This is a genomic window from Nocardia sp. JCM 34519.1 (genome assembly GCF_020361265.1).
In the GTDB taxonomy this organism is placed as follows: domain Bacteria; phylum Actinomycetota; class Actinomycetes; order Mycobacteriales; family Mycobacteriaceae; genus Nocardia; species Nocardia arthritidis_A.
The window spans coordinates 43,452-59,881 of record NZ_JAIRBR010000025.1 but is presented as its reverse complement, the minus strand read 5'-3'; the positions used below and the strand labels follow the sequence as shown (position 1 = coordinate 59,881).

General features: G+C 67.6%; 17 protein-coding genes. 14 read left to right on the top strand and 3 right to left on the bottom strand.

All coding sequences use genetic code 11. From position 1 onward, the window contains the following. Positions 1-21 precede the first annotated feature (21 nt). From LGY53_RS37700 to alc, 13 genes are all read left to right on the top strand, one after another. The gene (locus tag LGY53_RS37700) at positions 22-264 is read left to right on the top strand and encodes a thiamine-binding protein (RefSeq protein ID WP_167474475.1); all 243 of its coding nucleotides are present in this window, start codon (positions 22-24) and stop codon (positions 262-264) included. Further along, complete coding sequence (locus LGY53_RS37695; protein WP_225731481.1) at positions 257-631, top strand: helix-turn-helix domain-containing protein; 375 nt, start codon at positions 257-259, stop codon at positions 629-631. Before LGY53_RS37700 ends, LGY53_RS37695 begins: the two co-directional genes overlap by 8 nt. 183 nt (positions 632-814) lie before the next feature. Continuing rightward, positions 815-1,306, top strand: coding sequence for a 2-oxo-4-hydroxy-4-carboxy-5-ureidoimidazoline decarboxylase (gene uraD / locus LGY53_RS37690; protein ID WP_225731480.1), 492 nt, complete (start codon positions 815-817; stop codon positions 1,304-1,306). Next, a complete protein-coding gene (gene uraH, locus LGY53_RS37685) occupies positions 1,303-1,629 on the top strand; it encodes a hydroxyisourate hydrolase (RefSeq protein WP_225731479.1) in 327 nt (108 codons plus the stop codon). The genes uraD and uraH overlap by 4 nt, the downstream gene beginning before the upstream one ends. Positions 1,630-1,638: 9 nt before the next feature. Then, positions 1,639-2,544: a factor-independent urate hydroxylase gene (gene pucL / locus LGY53_RS37680; RefSeq protein ID WP_225731478.1), complete on the top strand. Its 906-nt coding sequence runs from the start codon at positions 1,639-1,641 to the stop codon at positions 2,542-2,544. Between the two features lie 9 nt (positions 2,545-2,553). Then, positions 2,554-3,951, top strand: coding sequence for a nucleobase:cation symporter-2 family protein (locus LGY53_RS37675; protein ID WP_225731477.1), 1,398 nt, complete (start codon positions 2,554-2,556; stop codon positions 3,949-3,951). A 126-nt stretch (positions 3,952-4,077) separates the two neighbouring features. After that, positions 4,078-4,533: a gamma-glutamylcyclotransferase gene (locus LGY53_RS37670; protein WP_225731476.1), complete on the top strand. Its 456-nt coding sequence runs from the start codon at positions 4,078-4,080 to the stop codon at positions 4,531-4,533. Next, positions 4,533-5,309, top strand: coding sequence for a hydroxypyruvate isomerase family protein (locus tag LGY53_RS37665; RefSeq protein ID WP_225731475.1), 777 nt, complete (start codon positions 4,533-4,535; stop codon positions 5,307-5,309). The genes LGY53_RS37670 and LGY53_RS37665 overlap by 1 nt, the downstream gene beginning before the upstream one ends. Further along, positions 5,306-6,184, top strand: a complete 879-nt coding sequence (locus LGY53_RS37660) for an NAD(P)-dependent oxidoreductase (RefSeq protein WP_225731474.1) — start codon at positions 5,306-5,308, stop codon at positions 6,182-6,184. The genes LGY53_RS37665 and LGY53_RS37660 overlap by 4 nt, the downstream gene beginning before the upstream one ends. 2 nt (positions 6,185-6,186) lie before the next feature. Beyond that, positions 6,187-7,968 (top strand): glyoxylate carboligase, encoded by a 1,782-nt coding sequence (gcl, locus tag LGY53_RS37655; RefSeq protein WP_225731473.1) that lies wholly within the window; start codon positions 6,187-6,189, stop codon positions 7,966-7,968. Further along, a complete protein-coding gene (locus LGY53_RS37650; protein WP_225731472.1) occupies positions 7,965-9,146 on the top strand; it encodes a glycerate kinase in 1,182 nt (393 codons plus the stop codon). Before gcl ends, LGY53_RS37650 begins: the two co-directional genes overlap by 4 nt. A 39-nt stretch (positions 9,147-9,185) precedes the next feature. Beyond that, positions 9,186-10,493, top strand: a complete 1,308-nt coding sequence (allB, locus tag LGY53_RS37645; protein WP_225731471.1) for an allantoinase AllB — start codon at positions 9,186-9,188, stop codon at positions 10,491-10,493. Between the two features lie 10 nt (positions 10,494-10,503). After that, positions 10,504-11,523, top strand: coding sequence for an allantoicase (gene alc / locus LGY53_RS37640; protein ID WP_225731470.1), 1,020 nt, complete (start codon positions 10,504-10,506; stop codon positions 11,521-11,523). On the opposite strand, the gene LGY53_RS37635 is transcribed toward alc, so the two are convergent. After that, positions 11,514-13,397: a hypothetical protein gene (locus LGY53_RS37635; RefSeq protein ID WP_225731469.1), complete on the bottom strand. Its 1,884-nt coding sequence runs from the start codon at positions 13,395-13,397 to the stop codon at positions 11,514-11,516. The two genes, alc and LGY53_RS37635, sit on opposite strands and share 10 nt — an antisense overlap. Before the next feature lie 166 nt (positions 13,398-13,563). Between LGY53_RS37635 and LGY53_RS37630 the strand changes: the two genes are divergently transcribed. Then, positions 13,564-14,157, top strand: a complete 594-nt coding sequence (locus LGY53_RS37630; protein ID WP_225731468.1) for a VOC family protein — start codon at positions 13,564-13,566, stop codon at positions 14,155-14,157. Here LGY53_RS37630 and LGY53_RS37625 read toward each other — a convergent pair. Both LGY53_RS37625 and LGY53_RS37620 read right to left on the bottom strand, forming a co-directional pair. Then, entirely contained in the window at positions 14,144-15,544 is a 1,401-nt protein-coding gene (locus LGY53_RS37625; RefSeq protein ID WP_225731467.1) for an amidase, read from the bottom strand. The genes LGY53_RS37630 and LGY53_RS37625 overlap by 14 nt on opposite strands. Before the next feature lie 141 nt (positions 15,545-15,685). After that, positions 15,686-16,354 carry a hypothetical protein gene (locus LGY53_RS37620; protein ID WP_225731466.1) on the bottom strand — a complete coding sequence of 223 codons (669 nt, stop codon included), beginning with the start codon at positions 16,352-16,354 and terminating at the stop codon, positions 15,686-15,688. Between the last annotated feature and the right edge of the window lie 76 nt (positions 16,355-16,430).

Sequence of the window (16,430 nt, the reverse complement as noted above, 5' to 3'; positions counted from 1 at the left end):
CAGGGCGGTAGCCTGTTCGCCATGCGATTACGCGCGGAGTTCACCACCGAGCCCTTCCGTGGCGAGGGCGATCCGCCGCCGCATGCCACGGAGGCCTTGGCCGCGCTGGAGAAGCTCGGTCTCACATGCGAATTCGGTCCGCTCGGCACGTTGGTGGCCGGTCCGGCCGCGGCGCTGCTCCCGGCGTTGCAGCAGATGCTGGTGGTGGCCTTCGGCAACGGTGCGTCACGGGTGACGCTGCAGGTCGAGCGGGACGATGACTGAATCGCCCGGGCCCGACCGCACGCATCCGGTGCTGGTGACCATCGCGCCGCTGCTGGAACGCGTTGGCGCGACGCTGATTCCGGCCGCCAACTGCGCCGCCGACGATGTGCCGCTGGTGTGGGAGGGTGCGACGCTCGCCTGCGTGCGGCTCGGCGTCGTGGACGGTATCGAGCGCCTGTTGCGGGAGGTCGCGGCCGAATTCGACCGGCCGCTGGCCGAATTGCCGCGCGCGGACAAGCAGCGCGCGGTGCGGTTGCTGGAGGAACGCGGTGCGTTCAGCTATCGCAGGTCCGCCGAGACGGTGGCCGAGGCGCTGGGGGTCACCCGGTTCACCATCTACAACTACCTCAACCGCACGCGCTCCTGATTCGATCGTTACTGGAAACCCGTTGCGATGCAACGGGTTTCCTGCGTTTCGAAGCGAATTCGGCGGTTGCCGGGTTCTACTGACCGCACTGCGTTTTCAACAAACTGTTGACGCGCCCGCGTGACCCGTGACACTATTTCTCTTGTCGGAATCATGATTCCGCAATGCGAGAAAGTGCTGCCTATGCTCACAATCGACGAGTTCAACAGGTTGGGGAGCGAACGACTGTTGCCCGCGCTGCTCGAATGCTGCGACGTGCCGCGATGGGCGAACGCCCTGCTCGGCGCCCGGCCGTATCGGGATCTCAACAGCCTGCTCGACACCTCCGATCGCCTCGCGGGCGAGTTCACACCGGCCGAGGTGGACCGCGCCTCGACCGCCCACCCACGCATCGGCGAACGCCGCGACGGCGCGGACCGCGGCGCGGCCTGGTCCCGCGCGGAACAGTCGGGAATATCCGCCGCCGCGGCGACCGCGTTGGCTGCGGCGAATCGCCGCTACGAGAACAGATTCGGGCGCGTCTTCCTGATCTGCGCCACCGGTCTGACCGCCGACGAGGTGCTGACCGCGCTGACGGCGCGCCTCGACAACGACGAGGAAACCGAAATCCGGGTGATCGCCGCCGAACTCCGGAAGATCGCCCGCCTGCGGCTGCGGAAGGTGATCGCGGAATGAGCGCTGTCACAACGCATGTCCTCGATACGGCGCTGGGTGTACCGGCGGCCGGAGTCCCGGTGCGGCTGGAGCTGGCCGGCGCGGGCGTGCTCGGCGCCGGTGTTACCGACCTTGATGGCCGGATCCGGGAGCTGGGCCCGGAGCATCTCGAATCCGGTTCCTACCGAGTCGTTTTCGACGTCGCCCAGTACGGCGCCGCCACCGGGCAGGACTACTTCCTCACCACGGTGGATATCGGCTTCACGCCTGTCGAGGGCCGCGCGCACTACCACGTACCGCTGCTGCTCAGCCCATTCGCCTGTTCCGTCTACCGAGGGAGTTGAACGTTTCGCATGGCAATCCAGCTTGGACACAATCAGTACGGCAAGGCCGAGAGCCGGGTGGTGCGGGTCTACCGCGACACCGATCGGCACGTCATCCGCGATCTCAATGTCTCATCGGCGCTGCGCGGCCGGTTCGGCGATGCGCACATCACCGGTGACCAGCGTGACGTCCTGCCCACCGACACCCAGAAGAACACCGCCTTCTCCTTCGCCAAGGAGAAGGGAGTGCGCGCCATCGAGGAATTCGCGCTGACGCTGGCCGACCACTTCATCGCACGCTGCCCCGGCGCCGACGGCGCACGCGTGGAAATCGAGGAGTACGCCTGGGACCGGATCCCGGTAGACGGTGCGGGACACGATCATTCGTTCGTGCGGGCCGAGGGCGGCGTGCGCAACACGGTCGTCAATATGGACGGCTACGGCGACCAACGCCGCACCCATGTGATCACCGGCGTCCGAGATCTGTTGCTGCTCAAGTCGACCGGCTCGGAATTCCACGGCTTCTTCACCGACAAGTACACCACCCTGCGGCCGACCGACGACCGCATCATGGCGACCTCACTGGTCGCGCGGTGGCGCTACGACCATACGGAGGTGGACTGGGACAAGTCCTATGCCTCGATTCGCGCGACCCTGCTGCGCCAGTTCGCGGTGGTGCATTCGATGGCGTTGCAGCAGACCCTCTACAGCATGGGTCGCGCTGTGCTGGAACAGCATCGGGAGGTCGCCGAGATCAAATTCTCCGCCCCGAACAAGCATCACTTCCTGGTCGATCTGAGCCCATTCCAGGTGAAGAATCCGGGCGAAGTGTTCATCGCCGCCGACCGTCCTTACGGTCTGATCGAGGCGAGCGTGCACCGCGACGATGCGACCCCGGCGGGCAACGCCTGGCTCGGAGTGCCCGGATTCTGTTGAGGAAATACCATGAAACTCACTGGGCGACAAAGACATCCGGGCCCCGAAGATGAACGCTATCCGCTGCCGAAGCTCGTCGTCTACGGCACACAGCACATCCTGACCATGTACGGCGGGGTGATCGCTCCGCCGCTCATCGTCGGCGGGGCGGCGGGACTGTCCGGCGCGGATATGGCGCTGCTGGTCACCGCGGGACTGTTCGTCTCGGGTATCGCCACCCTGCTGCAGACCGTCGGGGTCGGCCGCATCGGCAGCAGATTGCCTATCGTGCAAGGGATTTCGTTCGCGAGTGTATCGACGATGGTGACCATCGCGCATTCCGGCGGGCTGCGGGAGGTCTACGGGGCGATCATCGTCGCCGGGCTCATCGGCCTGGTGCTCTCCTCGTTCTTCGCGAAACTGGTTCGGCTGTTCCCGGCCGTGGTGACCGGAACGATCATCACCGCGATCGGATTGTCGCTGCTGCCGGTCGCATTCCAGTGGGCGATGGGCAACGATGCGCGCCGACCCGGATACGGGTCGATGGGCAATATCGGCTTCGCCGCCCTCACCCTGTTGATCATTCTGGTGGTCAGCCGGGTGTTCCAGGGTGCGATCTCGCGGCTGTCCATTCTGATCGGGCTGGTGCTCGGCACGGCGGCGGCCGCACTGGCGGGCAAGACCGACTTCGGCGCCGTTGCCCACACGAAAGTTGTTGCACTACCGCAGTTTCTGCCGTCCGGCGCACCGACCTTCGAGATCGGGGCGATCGTCTCGATGACGATCGTGATCCTGGTGATCATGACCGAGACCACCGCCGATATCCTCGCCATCGGCGAAATCGTCGGCACCACGGTCGATTCCGGGCGCGTCGCGGACGGTCTGCGCGCGGATATGGCGGCCACCGCGGTGGCGCCGCTGTTCGGGGCCTTCCCGTGCAGCGCCTTCGCGCAAAACGTCGGATTGGTCGCGCTGACCGGTATCAGGAGCCGGTTCGCGATGGCCGCGGGCGGCTCGGTCCTCCTGCTGCTGGGTTTGGTGCCCGCGATCGGTGCGATCGTGGCCGGTATTCCGTATCCGGTGCTCGGCGGCGCGGGCATCATATTGTTCGGATCGGTTGCGGCGAGCGGTATCCGGACGCTGGCGCGGGTGCGGTTCCAGGACAACCTGAATATGGTGATCGTGGCCGTATCACTGGCCGCGGGTCTCATTCCCATTGCCGCGCCGACCTTTTGGGATGCCTTTCCGCGATCGTTCGCGGTGGTGGCCCATTCCGGAATCAGCGTGACCGCGCTGGTCGCGATCGTGCTGAACCTGTTGTTCAACGAATTGACCATCGGAAATCGATCCGGCGCGTCGGTATTCACCGCCGCCGCGGACGAACGGGACGGTTTCGGCGACCGGATCGACGACGACATCAGGGACTGAGCCGCCGGGGCTGGACGAACCTACGAAATCGGCTCCCGATCGATTCGCAGGATTGTGCTGATCGCGGCTTTCGCGGCGGTGTGACCGCCGACATAATTTCGATCGACGGAAAGGAAGGACCCGATAATGCCCCTGATTTTCCTGAACGGCGGCGCCATGCGCGGCGGTCCGCTCAACCATCTGCTCGACGGCGCGCCGTTCGCGGGCACCGTACGGACCGCGCCGCAATACCGGTTCTATTCGGTCGGTGACCGTTTTCCCGGACTGCATCCGGTATCGGACGGCGGGGCCGCGATTCAGGGCGAGCTATTCGATGTTTCCCTCGACGTGCTGCGCACCCGGTTATTGCCGGCCGAACCGCCGGAATTGGAATTGGGCGTAATCGAGCTGGACGACGAGCGGTCGGTGCTTTCGATGGTGCTGCGCCGCCCGCCGGTTTCCTATCCGCAACTCATCGATATCACCGAAATCGGGAGTTGGCAGAAATACCGCGCCGCCGCGCGAGCGACGGGCCCGGAGGCGGTAGCGGAGCGTGACCACGGAGGGACCCGGGAGTGCGGCAAATTGAACGAAGGAGCATGATGCCACGGTTCGACGTGAACTGTTCGATACTCTTCACCGAACTGCCCCTGCTGGAACGACCGGCCGCGGCCAAGGCCGCCGGATTCGACGCGGTCGAATTCTGGTGGCCGTTCGGGGCGGATCCGGTGCCGGGCGACCGGGAAATCGACGCGTTCGTCGGTGCGCTCGCCGACGCCGGGGTGCGACTCGTGGGCCTGAATTTCATCGATCTCATTCCGCTCGGCGGCCGCGGTCTGGTGTCGGTGCCGGGCGAGGTCACCCGCTTCCGCGACAATATCGACGTCGCCGTCGGCATCGCCGAGCGCACCGGCTGCAAGGCGTTGAACGCGCTGTACGGCAACAGGATCGAGGGTGAGGATCCGGCGAAACAGGATGAGCTGGCGCTGGAGAACCTGCGTCTGGCCGCCCAGGCGGCCGCGGGCATCGATGCCGTGGTTCTGGTCGAGGCACTGAATTCCATTGAATCGCCGCACTATCCGATCGTCGACGCCGATCACGCCGTGCGCGTCATCGAGCAGACCGGTGCGCCGAATATCCGCTTCCTGCTCGATCTCTACCATCTGGCCCGGATGGGCGCCGATCTGAATCGGGTGATCCGAACGCACGCAGCGCATCTCGGCCACGTGCAGATCGCCGATGCGCCGAACCGGGGCCGCCCCGGCAGCGGTGAACTCGACTTCGCCGAACTGTTCGCCACCCTCGACGAGGTGGGTTACGGCGGCTGGATCGGTCTGGAATACAAAGACCCCGAACTGGATTGGACTTGGATCAAGTGAAGAAGATTGGTTTTATCGGGCTGGGGATCATGGGGAGCCCGATGGCGGGCCACCTCGTCGCGGCCGGATACGAGGTCACCGGTTACGACGTTGCCCCGGCCGGGCTGGAGAAGCTGAAGGCGGCGGGCGGCGCGACGGCGGGCAGCGTCGCGGAGGCGGTGCGGGACAAGGACATCGTGATCACGATGCTCCCGCAGGACGAGCACGTGGAGGCCGTCTTCACCGAGGTGCTGCGGCACGCCGAGAAGGGTGCGCTGTACATCGACTTCTCCACGATCGCGCCGAAAACCGCGCAGTGGACCGCGACCGAGGGCGCCGCGAAGGGTCTGCGCGTGCTGGACGCGCCGGTGAGCGGCGGCGAGGCGGGCGCGGTGAACGCAGCCCTGTCGATCATGGTCGGCGGGTCGGCGGAGGACTTCCAGGCGGCGCTGCCGATTTTCGCCGCCGTCGGGAAGACGTACGAACTGGTTGGCGGCAATGGTTCCGGGCAGTGCGTCAAGGCCGCCAACCAGCTCGTCGTCGGCGGCACGTACGCCCTTGTGGCAGAGGCGATCCTGCTCATGGAGAACCTGGGCGCGGATGCGAAGAAGGGCCTGGACGTGCTGGCCGGTGGTCTGGCCGGCAGCCGGATCCTGGAGCTGAAGCGGGAATCGATGCTCGCCCGCAATTTCGTACCCGGATTCCGAATCGACCTGCACCACAAGGATATGGGCATCATCCTGGCCGCGGCGCGCCAGGCCGAGGTGTCGATCCCGATGGGCGCGCTGACCGCGCAACTGATCCAGGCGGCCCGCGCCATGGGCTACGGCAATCTCGACCATTCGGGCCTGCTGCTGGTGGCCGAGGCGCTGTCGGGTCGCGGCGAGGGGAACTGACGATGGCTCGGATGCGTGCCGTTGACGCGGCTGTGTTGATCCTCGAAAAGGAAGGTGCGACACAGGCTTTCGGATTGCCGGGGGCAGCGATCAACCCGTTCTACAGTGCGATGAAGGCCCATGGTGGGGTCAGGCATGTGTTGGCGCGGCATGTGGAGGCGGCCTCGCATATGGCCGAGGGGTACACGCGGGCGGCGGCGGGGAATATCGGTGTCTGTGTCGGGACGTCGGGTCCGGCGGGAACCGATATGATCACCGGATTGTATTCCGCGAGTGCGGATTCCATCCCGATTCTGTGCATCACGGGGCAAGCACCGGTCGCCAAACTGCACAAGGAAGATTTCCAAGCGGTTGATATCGCCGCGATCGCGGGACCGGTGGCCAAGTGGGCGGTCACGGTGCTGGAGGCCGCGCAGGTGCCGGGGGCATTCGCTAAGGCGTTCTGGTTGATGCGGGAAGGCCGTCCCGGGCCGGTGTTGATCGATCTGCCGATCGATGTGCAACTGGCGGAGATCGAGTTCGATATCGACACCTACGAGCCGCTGCCGGTGCAGCGTCCGGCCGCGACCCGCGCGCAAGCGGAGAAGGTGCTGGCGATATTGAACGCGGCCGAGCGGCCGTTGATCGTGGCCGGGGGTGGGATTATCAACGCCGACGCGTCGGAGCTGTTGGTGGAATTCGCTGAGTTGACCGGGATTCCGGTGGTGCCGACCCTGATGGGGTGGGGTGTCATCCCTGATGATCACCGGTTGCACGCGGGCATGGTGGGGTTGCAGACCTCGCACCGCTACGGCAACGCGTCGTTGTTGGCCAGTGATTTCGTGCTCGGGATCGGGAATCGGTGGGCCAACCGCCACACAGGAGGGCTTGAAACCTACACGCGTGGGCGCACTTTCGTGCATATCGATATCGAACCCACCCAGATCGGGCGGGTCCTGGCCCCGGATTACAGCATCGTCTCCGATGCGGGCGCGGCATTGCGCGTGTTGATCGAGGTCGCCGAAGAGCAAGCGGCTCAAGGCAAGCTGACCGATCGGCGCGAGTGGGCCGAACAGGTGCTCGCGCGCAAGCAGCAGGGCCTGCGCAAAACCCATTTTGCGAATGTGCCGATCAAACCGCAACGGGTGTACGAGGAGATGAACCGGGCGTTCGGCCGCGACGTGCGCTACGTGTCCACCATCGGGCTGTCCCAAATCCAAGCCGCCCAACTGTTGCACGTGTATCGGCCCCGGCATTGGATCAACGCCGGACAAGCCGGGCCACTCGGGTGGACGTTGCCCGCCGCACTCGGGGTGGCGACCGCCGATCCCGACGCGACGGTTGTCGCGCTCTCGGGTGACTATGATTTCCAGTTCCTGATCGAGGAATTGGCTGTCGGCGCGCAGTTCCATATCCCGTATATCCATGTGGTGGTGAACAACTCGTATCTGGGGTTGATCCGCCAAGCCCAACGCCAGTTCGACATGGACTATTACGTCCAACTCGACTTCGACAACATCAACAGCCCCGAGGTGGGCGGCTACGGTGTCGATCATGTGAAGGTCGCCGAAGGGCTCGGCTGCAAAGCAATCCGTGTATTCGAACCCGACCACCTCGCCCAAGCCTTCGAAGACGCCAAAAAACTCCTCACCGAACACCGCGTCCCGGTCGTAGTCGAAGTCATCCTCGAACGCATCACCAACGTCTCCATGGGCCTCGAGATCGACAACATCAACGAATTCGAAGAACTCGCAACAACACCCGCCGACGCACCAACCGCGACCTTCGAACCGGAACCGGCATGACCGGACCGGGCGCACCGCGCAAGCTGTGGCAGGAAGGGCATATCGTCCTCGCCCCCGACAAATTCAAGGGGTCTTTGACGGCGCCGGAGGTTGCCGCACACCTGGCGGCCGGACTGCGTCGGGTCCGGCCGCACCTCCCGGTGGTCGCGGCGCCGGTGGCCGACGGCGGCGACGGCACCGTCGACGCGGTGGTTGCGTCCGGTTTCGCCCGGTTCCAAACGAATGTGACCGGGCCGCTCGGCGATCCGGTGGTCGCCTCGTTCGCGATGCGTGGCGACTCGGCCGTCGTCGAGCTGGCCGAGGCATCCGGACTGCGCCGAGTGCCCGAACCTACTTCCGAAACGGCGTTGGCCGCAACGAGTTTCGGTACCGGTGAGCTCATGAGAGCGGCGGCGGCGCGCGGTGCGCGGCGAATCGTGTTGGGCCTCGGCGGAAGTGCGTGCACCGACGGCGGCGTCGGCCTGCTGTCGGCGCTGGGTGCGCGGTTCGTCGACGAGCGAGGCTGGCCGATCCCACCGGGCGGCGCGGGTTTGCGGACGCTGGCCCGCATCGACACCACCGAGTTGCTTCGGGTGCCGGTCACCGTCGCCTCCGATGTGGACAACCCACTGCTCGGCGTGCGCGGCGCGGCGAACGTCTACGCGCGGCAGAAGGGTGCGAGCGAGGCGGATATCGGCGAACTCGAAAGCGGTTTGGCGCATCTCGCGCATATCGTCCGGCGCGACCTCGGTATCGATGTCGCGGATACGCCGGGCGCGGGCGCCGCGGGCGGGGTCGGTTATGCGGCCCTTGCCTTTCTGGGTGCGGCGGTCCGGCCGGGTATCGAGTTGATCCTCGATGAGCTCGGTTTCGCCGAACAGGTCGAGGGGGCCCGGCTGGTGATCACCGGCGAGGGCTCCCTCGATCGGCAGACGCTGCACGGTAAGGCGCCCGTCGGGGTGGCGCGGGCGGCGGCAGCGGCGGGCGTCGCGGTGGTGGCCGTCGCCGGACGGCGCGAGCTGACGGACGAGCAGTTGCGCGGTGCCGGAATCGCGGCGGCGTACGCGCTCACCGATCTGGAACCGGATCCGGCGGTGTGTATGCGCGAGGCAGGTCCGCTGCTGGACCGGCTGGCGGCCGATATCGCAGGCGACTGGCTGGGCGACCCGGTGCGGGCCGAACGGCGGCAACATGTATGACGTTGGTGGACAGGGTGTTTCGGGACGAGGTTGGTGCAGATGTATGAGCTGGTGATCCGTTCACGGCGCGTGGTGCTGCCGGACGGCATCCGGGCCGCGACGGTGGCGGTGCGCGACGGGCGGATCGCCGCCGTCGTCGATCACGCCACCGCGCTGCGGGGTACGACCATCGTCGACCTGGCGGATCTGGTGCTGCTGCCCGGTCTGGTCGATTCGCACGTGCACGTCAACGAGCCGGGGCGAACCCAGTGGGAGGGGTTCGCCACCGCCACCAGTGCGGCGGCCGCCGGCGGCGTGACGACCATCGTCGATATGCCGCTGAATTCGCTGCCGCCGACGGTGAGCGTGCCGGATCTCGGTGTCAAACGGGCCGCGGCCGCCGGGCAGTGCCATGTGGATGTCGCGTTCTGGGGCGGTGCGATTCCGGGTAATCTGCCCGCGCTGCGCCCGTTGCACGAGGCGGGCGTCGTCGGCTTCAAATGTTTCCTCTCCCCGTCGGGCGTCGACGAATTCCCGCCGCTCACACTGGAAGAGGTCGGTGCGGCGATGAAGGAGATCGCCGAATTCGACGGGCTGCTCGTGGTGCACGCCGAGGATCCGGCGCGGCTGCGGGAACCGGACGGCGGAAGCTACCGCGCCTTCCTGGATTCCCGGCCCGGAGCCGCGGAAATGGTTGCGGTGCAGCAGGTTATCGCGCTGGCCGAGGCGACCGGCGCCCGCACCCACATCCTGCACGTCTCGGCCGCGGACTGTCTGGAACCGCTGGCCGCGGCACGGCGGCGTGGCGTGCGGATCACCGCCGAGACCTGCCCGCACTATCTGACACTGTCTGCCGCACAAGCGGATTCGACGGCGTACAAGTGCTGCCCGCCGATCAGGGACGCGGCAAACCAGGACGCGCTGTGGGAGGGTTTGCGCTCCGGGGTGCTGTCCTGTGTGGTGTCCGATCATTCGCCGTGCACGCCGGATCTGAAGGTCGGCGATTTCGCGACCGCGTGGGGTGGCATCTCGTCGCTGCAGCTCGGCCTGCCCGCGGTCTGGACTGCCGCGCGCGCAAGGGGATTCGGACTCACCGACGTGGTGCGCTGGATGTCCACCGCACCGGCGGAACTGGTCGGCCTCACCGATAAGGGCCGCATCGCGGTCGGCTGTGACGCCGATCTGGTCGCCTTCGACCCGGCCGGCTCGTTCACCGTCGAGCCGAACGCCTTGGCGCACAAGAATCCGATCACACCGTACGGCGGTCGGGAACTGTCCGGGATCGTGCACTCGACCTGGCTGCGCGGCCGGGTCGCCGGCGCGGGGCACCCGCAGGCCGGACGGCATCTGCTCATCGAAAACCGTTGAGGGAGAATATATGTCAGATTTCACCAACCTGCCCGACCTGGCGCTGCGCAGCAACCGGGGCAGCGTACTCGCCGCCAGCGACGAATCCTTCGAGGAGCGGGAGAATCTCATCAACCCGTGGGAGCCGAAGTTCTCTCCGGAAACCTTCGGCCCCAAGGGGCAGGAGTACGACGGCTGGGAGACCCGCCGCCACCGCGGCCCCGGAAATGACTGGGCCATTGTCCGATTGGGTTTCGCGGGCGTGATCCGCGGCATCGTCGTGGACACCGCATGGTTCAAAGGCAACTACCCGCCGCACATTTCGGTCGACGCGGTGCGGGCGCAGGGTTATCCCACCGTGGCGCAACTGAATACGATGAAATGGTCGCAGTTGGTGCCGCGCAGCGCGATCGGCGGTGATGCCAAGCACGAATTCCCGGTATCCGACGAGCGGATCTTCACCCATGTGCGGCTGAATATGCTGCCCGACGGCGGAATCGCGCGGCTGCGGGTGCACGGCGACGCGGTGCCGGACCCGGCGCTGCTCACCGGGCTCACGGTCGACCTGGCCGCGCTGGAGCACGGTGCGCGCACGGTGGGGTGCTCCAATTGGTTCTACTCGGCGCCGGACAATATGCTCGCGCCGGGCCTGGCGCGCAATCAGTCCGAGGGCTGGGAGACCGCGCGCCGTCGTGACGACGGAAATGATTGGGCCACCATCAAGCTTGCCGCCCAAGGGATTCCGGAGGTGCTCGAGCTCGACACCAGCAACCTGCTGTTCAACGCGCCGGGTGCCGCCAGAGTTCTCGGCATCGATCACGATGGCGGGGGTCCGCTGCCGCCGGTAACCGATCCGGCGTGGTTCGAACTCCTGCCCCGCACCCAATTACAGCCCGACACCCCGCACAAATTCCGCCTGACCGTCCGCCGCCCGGCGACCCACGTGCACGTCGACATCTACCCGGACGGCGGCATCGCGCGGCTGCGGGTCAACGGTGCGCTGACCCCGGCCGCCGAGGCGGCGCTCACCGCGCGGTGGAATCAGGCGTAGCGGCTCACATCGAGTACCGTGACATCGTTGCCGCCCAGGGTGGCGCCCAGGTAAACCCGTTGGCCGTTGGGCGATACCGCGATCGCCGGTTCGAATCCGGTGCTCACGTCCAGCGTGTCGACCACCTGACGGCTGGCCGCGTCGACCACGGCGAGCACGCTGCTGGTGGGATCCTTCTTACCGGCGACGAAAATATAACGGCCGCTGGGTGATACGGCGAGGTTGACATTGGACAGGGTGAGGTTCACCGTGCCGGCGACACCGCCGGTCGCGGCATCGATGACGTCGATGCCGCCGGAGGGCTTGGGCAGGTAGAGGTATTTGCTGTCCGGGCTCACGGCCATCCGCACCGGCTGCGCCTCGCGGGGGATCTGGGTGACGACCGTGTCGGCGGCCGTATCGACCACCGAAATACCGTGCGGGTCACCGACATACGCGTGTTTTCCGTCGGGCGCCATGACCACCAGCTTCACCCCGTAGAGCTGGCCGGCGCTGAACGGGATGGTGGTCAGCGGGGCCATCGCCTGCGTGTCGTACACCGTCACCGTCGGGTTCACGCCGTTGGCGACGTAGAGCCTGCGCCCGTCGGGTGTGAGCGCGACGCTGTCGGCCGGGCCGCGCACCTCGCGGGCGCTTTGCCGGACAACGGAATTGGTCGTGGTGGAGATCGCGGCCACCGCGATATCGGTGACCGTGTAGACGAATTTGCCGTCGGCGGAGGCGGCGAGGCCGTACGGGATGCCGGGCACCGGAATCGACGCGGACATCTTGTTCGTTTCGGTGTCGATGATCGACACCGTGCGGTCCTTGCGGTTCGAGACGAACAGGTGCCGCGAATCCGTCGCCGCCGCAAGGCCGCCCACCTCACCCGCGTAGATGCGCGGCGGGCCCGCGGCGACGGAGGTGGTGAGCCCGCTCGTGACGGCGGTCTGCGGATCCGAGTCGCGCAGAACGAAGGCGAGGACGGCGGCGATCACGGTGAGCGCCACCATCACCGTGGCGCCCGCGACGAGGAAGGGGAGGAGTCTGCGGGCCTTCGGGCTGAGCGTCGGCGGCGCGGCGGGACGCCGGGGCGGCGGTTGCTGGATGCCCGCCACGGTCGGGAAGCCCTGATGCGGGGTCGACGGACCGGGCTGCGGCCGGGCGTCGCGATCCGTCGTCGCATGCGGATTACCCTGGGGGGCTTGGGGATTCGCCGATGTGGGGGACGGCACGGTGGTCGCGTTCGGCTCGGTGGTCGCCTCCCATCGGGTGGGAGAGCGTTGCGGTTCGGCGCCGGATGGCATTTGGGTGCGATGCCGCTCGGTCACCGCCTCGGATGCGTCCGGTTGTCGTTGTGCCGCAGCAGGTTCCGCCACGGTCATGCGCACGGTCTGCGGGATCGGCGGGTCGAGCCGGACCACCAGTTGCGCCGCGAGCGGGCGGTCGTCCGGATTCTTGCGCAGGCATTCGAGCACCACCTCGCGCAGCGGTTCCGGTACCCGGCGCAGGTCGGGTTCGGCCTCGATGATCCGGTGCAGTACCTCGATCGGGGAGCCGGCGCCGAACGGTCCAGCGCCCGTCGCCGCGTAGACCAGCGCCGCGCCGAGCCCGTAGACGTCGGCGGCCGGACCGGCTGGTTTACCCTCGGCTACCTCCGGCGAGAGGTAGCCCGGATTGTCGAATACCGGTGCGGCGGATACCAGGTCGGCGGACTCCGGGGTGATTCTGATGGCCGCGGGCGACATACCGCCGTGCACCTGCCGGGTCGCGTGCAGGCGCGCCAGTCTGCGCGCGACATCCGCGCCGAGCCTGCGCACCAGGTCCGCGGGCAGCGGACCCTGGGCGGCAACGATTTCCAGCAGTGAGCCGCCCGGCTCAGCACCTGGTTTCAACGCTATCCCCTCGCTCGCACCGATTCCGCGCCGTCCGCGCATCCATGATCATCTTCCGCTACCACCCCGGTCGCCGAACCGCAGGCCCGGCGGTGCGTCGTGCCATCCCACCACGATGGCACGATCGGATGCTAATCCGGAAGCGATCGGCGCTACCGTGTGCGGTATGGACCATCTGGTACTGGCGACGCCGACGTTGGCCGAAACCGTCGATACCGTCGCCCGCGCGCTCGGGCTCGTTCCGGTCGCGGGCGGCAGACATTCCGGGCTCGGCACCCGCAACTTCCTGCTCGGCCTCGGCGACGGTGGCTACCTCGAGATCATCGGCGCCGATGCGGATCAGCCGGAGCCCGAGCGGCCACGCCCGTTCGGCATCGATGAGCTCGCCGAACCGCGACTGGTGACCTGGGCCGTCCAGGTGCATGACATCGACGCGGCAGTCGCGGCGGCCGGCCTGGATCCCGATGGCGTACGCGATATGTCGCGCACCGCCCCGGATGGCACCGTGCTGCGCTGGCGGCTGACGAATATCAACCCCGAACGCGTCGTGCCGTTTCTGATCGATTGGGGCGCGACCGTGCACCCCTCCACCGGCCTCCCGCGGGCCGAATTGCGCTCGCTTACCGCGACCCATCCGGATCCGGCAGCGATTTCGGCTCGCCTGCAAGCACTTTCGGTGGATCTGCCGGTTCAATACGGTGCGACGGCCGCGCTGCTCGCCGTCATCGTGGGCCCGGCGGGCGCGATCACGCTTGTGTGAGCGGAGGCCAGTGTTCGGCCCACGGGCGCGCCTGCTCCAATTGCGCTGCCACGGACAGGATCGTCGATTCGGCATTCGGGCGGGCGATGAGCTGGATGCTCAGCGGTAGTCCGTTCGGCGCGAATCCGGCGGGGACGGCGGCGGCCGGATTGCCGGTGACATTCCAGAGGGCGGTGTAGGCGGTCATCGGGAGGCTGCGCAGGAGGGCGCGCGGCACGCCGACGCCGTCCAATTGGCCTACCGGCAGCGGTAATTGGGGCAATACCGGGGTGAGCAGCAGATCGTAGGTGTCGAAGAGGCGGTTGACGGTCGCGGCGACCCGCTCGCCGCGTTCTTCGGCCCAGCGCAGCACCGGTTCGGGGGTGAATACCTTGGCGAACGCGGCGATGGCGCGGGTGCGGCGCTCGAGGAGATCGGGCCGGGCGACGAGGTCGGCCTCCTCCTTTATGCCGCCGACGAATTGGGGGAGGAAGGCCGCAGTGGCGTCCGGATAGTGCGGATCGAATTCCTCGACGTGGTGGCCGAGCTTCGCCAATGTCTCCGCGGTATCGCGCACGGCCGCAGCGCATTCCGGTGCCGGGCGGACGAAAGGCACGGCGGCGCGGGTGGTCACCGCGATGCGCAGCGGACGCTCGGGTTCGGTTGTGCTGAAACGGATTTCGGGTGCCTGCCAGCGATCGGTCGCGCCGCCGCCCGCCAGCACCCCGTACAGCAGCGCGCTGTCGGCCACCGACCTGGTCAGCACGCCGAGCACACCGAGCGCGCGCCACAGATCCCGGTGTGGCGCGGTGCTGATCCGCGCCCGCTGCGGTTTGAGACCGAACAACCCGCACCACGCGGCGGGGATGCGGATGGAACCGCCGCCGTCGCCCGCGGTGGCCGCGGCGACGATTCCCGCCGCCACGGCGGCCGCCGAGCCGCCGCTGGATCCGCCGGGCGAACGCGTCGGATCCCAAGGATTGCGGGTGTAGCCGTTGGCCGAGGATTCGGTGAACGGCCAGGTGCCGAATTCCGGTAGCGCGGTCTTGCCGACGAAGACGGCGCCCGCCGCCCGCAGGCGCGCCACCAACGCCGAATCATCCTTCGCGGCAACGGTATTCGCCGCACCACCGAAGCCGGTCGGCACACCGGCGATATCGGCCTCGTCCTTGACCGCCATCGGAACGCCGTGCAGCGGGCCGAGCGGCTGCCCGCTCGCCTGTTTCGCGTCCAGCGCGCGGGCCTGCTCGAGCGCTTCCGCGGCGAGCACCCGGGTGAACGCGTTGAGCCGCGGCTGCCACCGTTCGATGCGGGCCAGGGTCTGTTCGGTGAGTTCGACCGCGGAAATCCGGCCCGCGCGGACCGCATCCGCCTGCCCGGCGACGCCGCCGAATGCGAGTTCGGTCATGCCACCCCGCCTGTATTCCGCTGTGTACCGCGTGACGGGATGGTTCGCACGACGCTCCTCTCGGCGGGCTGGATGCACGATCTGGTGAGTACACGCCGGTTCCCGGCGGGTGTCAACCGGGATCGTTTCGGAATTGCGCGGTCAGCTGGTGGCCTGGACGCGCAGGGCGTCGAAGAACCACCACGCGGCGACGGCGGTCACCGGAAGGCCGACCAGCACAGTGCCGAAGACCGCGCCGATCGCGCCGGCCGCCGCGCCGGTGACCAGGCAGCCACCGAGAAATCCCGGCACCGCGAGCACGCCGATGGTCGGCACGGTGGTCGCGGCGCCCACCAGCAGACCGCCCGCGACACACCCGATCGCCGCGCCGACGGCGGTGCCGATCAGCGTGCCGAGCGCGACGCCGAGGGCGGACTGGGTGGCGAAATTCATCACGGCGGTGTTGAACGCTGTGGACTGTGGGTCGATCGCGATATCGCGAGCCGGGACGGTCGCGGGGACCGCGTTGCGCGGATCGGTGTCGGGCGTGAGCCGCGCCGAGGTCGGGTGCACGGCGGCGGCGATCGGATGGATCAGATCGTCGCGCCGGTAGGTGAGCGGAAAGGAGGTGACCGGATTTCCGTCGGTATTGCGCACCTCCAGCCTGCCGTCGGTGGCCGCGAGCGTGCCCTTGTCGATGGTGATTTCGACCGAACCGCCGTCCAGCCGCAGCGAATAGCCGATCTGTGGCGGGGACGGCTCGGCCGAGGCCCGCGCCGCCGAGCCGGTGACCGCGGCCACCGCACATGCCGAAACCACCGCGAATGTCATTGCCTTCATGGAACGAATGCCCTCTCCGCGCGGACCGCGCGCCGGGATGGAGTGAAAGTTGTTGTCCGGCACCGGA